We start from the raw sequence: 5,652 nt of genomic DNA, 5'->3' as shown, positions 1-5,652 counted from the left end.
AAAATTCACGTCGTTGTTGCTAGCGATCTGCCCGATATCGGCCTCGTCAACCTGCGCTTGGATCTGCACATGGTTGAGGTCCTGGGCAATGGTGAACAGCTTCGGTGCCTGAAGGCTCGCCGCCACGGTCTGCCCGACCTGCACGATGCGGTCCACGACGACGCCGTCGATGGGCGAGCGGATATAGGTCCGCTCGAGGTCGATACGGGCACCTTCCAGCGTCGCCTCGTTGAGCGCCACATTGGCATTGGCATTCTCGAGCTGCGCCTTGGCGCTGTCGAGATCCGCCTTGCCGCTGAGCTCGGCTGCGATGGCCGTGTCGAGCGTGGCTTGCGCGCCTGCGCCTCTCGCCACCAGCTCTTGCGCCCGGTGCAAATCGAGTTCGGCCTTGTGCAGGTTGGCCTCGGCCCGCTCGACTGCGGCCTCCTGCAGCGCCACGTTGGACTTGGCCACGGCAAGCGCCGCTTCGCTTTGGCGCACCTTGGTCTCGAAGGTCGAGGGCTCGATCCTGGCGAGCACCTGGTCCTTCTTCACTTCCGAGGTGAAATCGACGTTGACTTCGCTGATATTGCCGGAAAGCTGCGACCCGATGTCGACGGTGACGAGCGCGCTCACCGCGCCGGACGTCGAGACCACTCGGCGCACGTCCGCGCGCTTAGCAACCGCCGTTTCGATGTCGAGCTTCCCCTCGGCGTGCTGCTGCCAATAATAGTAGCCCGCTCCGGCGAGAAGCCCCGCGACAACGAGCAAGGTCAATAGGCGCGTCGCCATTGCTTAAGTCCGCTCTCCCTCCATGCTATCCGGTTTAGCACGCCGGAGGGCGCGGGAATCGTTACAAAACGGCAAGGATTTTAACGCCCTAGGACGAAGCGGGAGGGGCTCGTTCGTCGCGCGGTTTTGCCCTCGACAGGCCGCGGCCTACTTCTCCTGCAGTTCCGCCGGGGCAAACCATTGCCGCGCGCGCACCTTCGCCATCTGCTCCTGATCGATGAACGGCAGGATCGTCTTTTCGAAGGCCAATTTGACCTGCTGATACTCCCTGGCGCAATTCTTGGCGCGCTCCGGCGGCAGCCAACCTGAATCGACGAAGTCCTGGAACGTGGCAGGGTCGCCGCCATAGGCGATGCACAGCGTGTTGTAGAGACGCTGGCTCGCGGTCCCGTGCTCGTCGGAGAAGGCGCAGAACGGATCGACCCAACATTGCTCGTCGGGGTCGGTCGGATATTTCGGATCGGTGATGTCCATTCCTTGCGTGCGCGGGTCGCTCGAGAGCGCCCAGGTATAGGCGAAGCCCTTGATGATGGTGCGCGCCGTCTCCTTGCCGAATTGCAGCGCGAGGAAGGCCGCGACCTCGTCGGCGCCATCCTCCTCGCGGCCAAACACCGGGATGTCGAGCTGGTCGAACAAAGCGTGTCCCGTCTCGTGCATGAGCACCGAGGTGAACAGACCGGCGACATACTGCTCGCGCGAGACCGGCGTCCACAATTTGCCTTTTGCCTGCAGGTCGAGCAGGTAGTCGGCATCTTTGTTGCTCGCGGCGAAAAACGAGTAGCACATGTTGATGGCGTGAATTCCGGGGTTGTAATACGGGCTGTCCCAGTCCTTGCCCGCGCAATCGCTCGCGAACAGCTTGAGCGTATGCGGCAGGCGCAACGGCGACAGGAACTCGGCGTATTCCTCGAGCACGCGCCGTTCCATCATCTGCTGCCTGATCTGCTTGCGCTCCTCGGCGATCGGCTTGCGTTTGTTGTCGGGATCGAACGTGTTGTAAGTCGTCGTCCAATAACCGTGGTCGCCGGCCTCCTGCTCGACGACGACGACTTTGCCGTTGGCGAACTCGGGCGACCTGTGCCGCTGCCGGAACGGCCGCGAACAGTAGCAGACACAAGGCGGCCGAAAGGAGGGAGGCCTTGAGGATCGATGTCATCGGGCACCTGCTGAGAAGAAACAACCTGACGTCCGGAGTGCGTTGCCTGCTAACCGCTGTTGCCCGGGTTTGAAGGCGAGATCGACCAGCGCCGCGCTCTTGCCTTAACCAGAAGGTCGGGGTCGACGAAAGGCATGATCCGCAAATCGAACGCCTTCTTGATCTGCTGATATTCGCTCTCGCACTGCTCCGCGCGCTCTTTCGGCAACGTCCCGCCGCGCACGAGATAGTCGTAGTCGTAGGGCGAGGCGGCGTAGGCGATGCAGAGATAATTGTAGAAGCGCTGCGCCTCGGGCGACGCCGTGCTGGCGAAATCGCGCCCGGTCCATGTCCGGTTCGACCACTGGAAGATCTGCGTCGTGGTCTCGACGGTCGCGGCCATCACGTCCTCGCCGAACTGGGTCATGATCAGCGCGGCAAGCCGGTCGGCGGCATCGAACTCGCGCCCCCACACGGGAACGCCGAGCACATCGAAGATGCCGAGAGCGACGTTGTGCAGCGCGGTCTGGATAAAGGCGCCGTTGATCAATGTCTGCTGATAGGCGGGGTCGTGCGAGTGCTGCTTCACGAGCTTGGCGACCTGATCGAGCACCTCATAGCAGATGGTGACGGGACCCCCCGGAGCGTAGGGCTCGGGGTTTGGCCCGCATTCCGCCGTGCGCACCAGGAGCGGCTTTGGCAGGCGGAGCGGCTCCATGAGAAGCTGGAGCTGCTGCAACATGCCGAGCGACTTCAGCTCTTCGTAGATGGGGCGGAGTTCGGCGCTTGCCGGCTCCTCATAGGCGATTTCGACCTGAGAGTCGGCGCGAACGTCTCTTGCCCCGCCAGTCGCGAGCAGGACGGCGAGGGCAAGCGCTGCGGCGCAAGTCGGAAGCTTCATCGGCGGACCCCCCTGGGGCTTAGGGCGCCGCAGCATAGCCGAAGTCGCGCGACGCGAATATCGCACCGAAAAAGCCGTTGCCGGAGAAGGACCTAGAGACCGAAAGGATAGGTCTCGTCGGGCCCGTGCGGATGGGCGTCCCTATGCGCCGAGACCGCGCGCGTCTCCTCGAACCAGATCCAGGCGTCGAACTGGTTCGACAGCTCGGCCTGGAAGTAATGGGAGAGCAGCTCGGTCTCGGGCCGGTAGATCACCCCGATCGCGCGCTCGAGCAGGGGCTCGGCAAGCTCGGCGCGGACATGCTCCTTCTGGCCCGGCCCGGTCTCAAGGAAGAAGGCTGGGATGTCGGCATCGCGCGACCGCCCCTCGTAGGAATCCTCGCGCGCCGGGCGGACGCGCTTGATCTCCATCGGCCCGTTCCAATCCGAGGCGGCAGCAACCGTTCCTCGGTCGGTGCCGAACCCGATCAGCGCGGCGTCCTCGCCGAATTTCCGGCGCGCGAGCTGCCCGATATTGTGCTCGCCCCTGACCTGGCCCATCTCGGTGAACTCGGCGTTGCCGACATGCGAGTTGTGCGCCCACACGATCGCCTTGGCCTCGGGCCCGCGATGGGCGATGAGCCGCTCGAGCGTGTCGAACATATGCTGGTCGCGCAGGTTCCACGACTCGGCGTCGCCGTAATACATCACGCGATAGTACTGCTCGGCCGCGGCCACGATGCGCGCATTCTGCTCGGCGTCGAAGAAGGCGTCTCCGTCGCGCATGAGATAGTCGATGCGCTTGAGCAGGAGATCGACGAGCGCGTCGGTGACCGGCTTCTCGCACATCGCGTAGCCGCGGGAAAGCGCCATGCGTCCGTAGCGGGCGGGCTCGGCGCGCCATGGCGCGAGGCAGCCGTAGCGCTCGCGCGCCACCCGCGCCGCCTCGGGATCGACCGTGTCGAGATAGGCGAGCACGGCTTCGATCGAGGCGCTCAAGCTGTACACGTCGAGGCCGTGGAAAGAGCAACGCTCGTCCGGATCGCGCGCCTCGTTGATGGCTTTCAGCCTGCGCAGGAAGGCGCCAACCTCGGCATTCCGCCACATCCAGGTGGGGAAGCGGTTGAAGGCGGCTTTCGGCACTTTCGGCCGCGGCAGCGCGCGCGCATAGGCGTCGTACACCTTGGCGTCGGGCCAGTCGGCCTCCACCGCGACGATGTTGAAGCCGTGATCCTCGACGAGCTTCGCCGTGATCGCGGCGCGCGCGTCGTAGAACTCGGCCGTGCCGTGCGTCGCCTCGCCGAGCAGCACGACGCGGCATTTGGCGAAACGCTCGGCGAGGCGCGCCAGCTCGTCGAGATCGCCGAACGGCTCGGCGGCGTCGGCGATGAGCCGGCCGAGCGTGGTGCGGATCGCGGTCGCCCGCTGCGAGGGGATCAGGAGGCCGCCGGCGAAGCCTGAAGTTTCGGCGTCGATCTTGGTCTCTTTCTTGGCGGCGCCGGGCTCGGCCCAGCCTTCCTCTCCGATCAAGGGCACGAAGGTGACCGGTCCGAAATCCTCCTCGAGGAAGTCGGCCTCGCTGCGGCGCGTCACGCGGAGCAGGTTCTGGTGAACGCCGCGGCCGACGGGGATGACGAGCCTGCCTCCGATCGCAAGCTGGCTCTTGAGCGCCGCCGGCACGCGCGGGCCTCCGGCCGATACGACGATGGCGTCAAACGGCGCGTGCTCCGGCAATCCCTTGGTGCCGTCGGCGCACACGATCTCGGCATTGTCGTAGCGGAGATCTTCGAGCCGCGCCTTGGCGAGCTCGGCGAGCTCCTCGTGGCGCTCGATGGCGTAGACGCGCCCCGCGATGCGGCTCATCACCGAAGCGGCGTAGCCGGAGCCTGCGCCGACTTCGAGCACCGTATCGCCCGGCTTGAGCTCGGCGAGCTCGATCATGCGCGCAACGATATAGGGCTGGGAGATGGTCTGCCCGGCTTCGATCGGAAGCGCCGAGTCCTCGTAGGCGAACTCCTTCAGCGCCTCGGCGACGAACGCCTCGCGCGGCACCTCTCCCATCGCCTTGAGCACGAGCGGATCGACGATGCCGCGCGCCTCGAGATGCCGCGCCACCATGAAGGCGCGGTCGCGCGCGTGGCGGTCGGGCCGATGTGGCGGCTTTGCTTTCGGGGCTCCCATGACGGCAAAACTACGCGCGCCGCGGGCCGGTTCGCCTTGATTTGAATCAGGCCTTATGGCGTCGGGGGGGAACCCGACCCCTTGCGGGGGAGGGCTCGGGAGGGGGTTCCAACTTAAAGAGGGAGACGGGTTCGGTGGAAAGAGTCTTTGTTTTCGACGCCGCTTCGCGGCTTACCCCTCACCGCGCGCGCATTGCGCTCAAATAGCGAAGCGATAGCGCATCGAAATTGCGTGTGCTCTCCCCCAAGGGGAGAGCGGGGAGCCCGTTGAACCGCTAAAGCAAGACAAAGAGCGGCTCGGCAAAGCAGGAGCGTTCGGGCAGGATTCAGCGCCTCGCCGCGCGTCCGCGCGAGGTCATGTCAAAGAGCGAGTCCCCCGGAGGGGGATGGCGCGCCGAAAAGCGCAAACCTATGGTGTCCGCGCCTCCTTTCGGGAGACACGGCGGGCGCCTCTCGGCGCGCCACATGCGCGTCTTTTCGTGCGCGACCCGCGCTTCGCGCTCCTTGAGCGCCTAACGCAAGCTTCCGCGCACGCCGAAGCGCATGTCATTTGCGGCGTCTTCCGGCTGCGGGCCCCGCTTCATCCCCGATCACGTCGGGGACTCTCAGCCAGCTCCTGGCAGGACCTCTTATTGGGTCCGGGGGGAGCTCCGGTGCCGCCCGAGTGCTCAATGCCGCGTGCATGAA

4 protein-coding genes are annotated in these 5,652 nt (G+C 65.4%); all 4 read right to left on the bottom strand.

Going from position 1 to position 5,652, the window contains the following annotated elements; all coding sequences use genetic code 11:
• Window positions 1–771, bottom strand: a 771-nt coding sequence (locus VFB18_RS01265) for an HlyD family secretion protein (protein WP_324970463.1), incomplete at its 3' end; no start/stop codon positions are given.
• A gap of 147 nt (window positions 772–918) precedes the next feature.
• Entirely contained in the window at window positions 919–1,734 is an 816-nt protein-coding gene (locus VFB18_RS01260) for a DUF4344 domain-containing metallopeptidase (RefSeq protein WP_324970464.1), read from the bottom strand.
• A 242-nt stretch (window positions 1,735–1,976) separates the two neighbouring features.
• Window positions 1,977–2,807: a DUF4344 domain-containing metallopeptidase gene (locus VFB18_RS01255; RefSeq protein WP_324970462.1), complete on the bottom strand. Its 831-nt coding sequence runs from the start codon at window positions 2,805–2,807 to the stop codon at window positions 1,977–1,979.
• A 92-nt stretch (window positions 2,808–2,899) separates the two neighbouring features.
• A complete protein-coding gene (locus VFB18_RS01250; RefSeq protein ID WP_324970461.1) occupies window positions 2,900–4,966 on the bottom strand; it encodes a protein-L-isoaspartate(D-aspartate) O-methyltransferase in 2,067 nt (688 codons plus the stop codon).
• Window positions 4,967–5,652 lie beyond the last annotated feature (686 nt).

It is taken from the genome of Methyloceanibacter sp. (genome assembly GCF_035650995.1).
In the GTDB taxonomy this organism is placed as follows: Bacteria; Pseudomonadota; Alphaproteobacteria; order Rhizobiales; family Methyloligellaceae; genus Methyloceanibacter.
The sequence above is the reverse complement of the archived record's forward strand: the minus strand, read 5'-3'. Positions and strand labels throughout refer to the sequence as shown.

Bases quoted from the DNA above. Each gene is read 5' to 3' on its own strand.
- VFB18_RS01255 (WP_324970462.1), bottom strand. From the start codon at position 2,807: ATGAAGCTTCCGACTTGCGCCGCAGCGCTTGCCCTCGCCGTCCTGCTC.
- VFB18_RS01250 (WP_324970461.1), bottom strand. From the start codon at position 4,966: ATGGGAGCCCCGAAAGCAAAGCCGCCACATCGGCCCGACCGCCACGCG.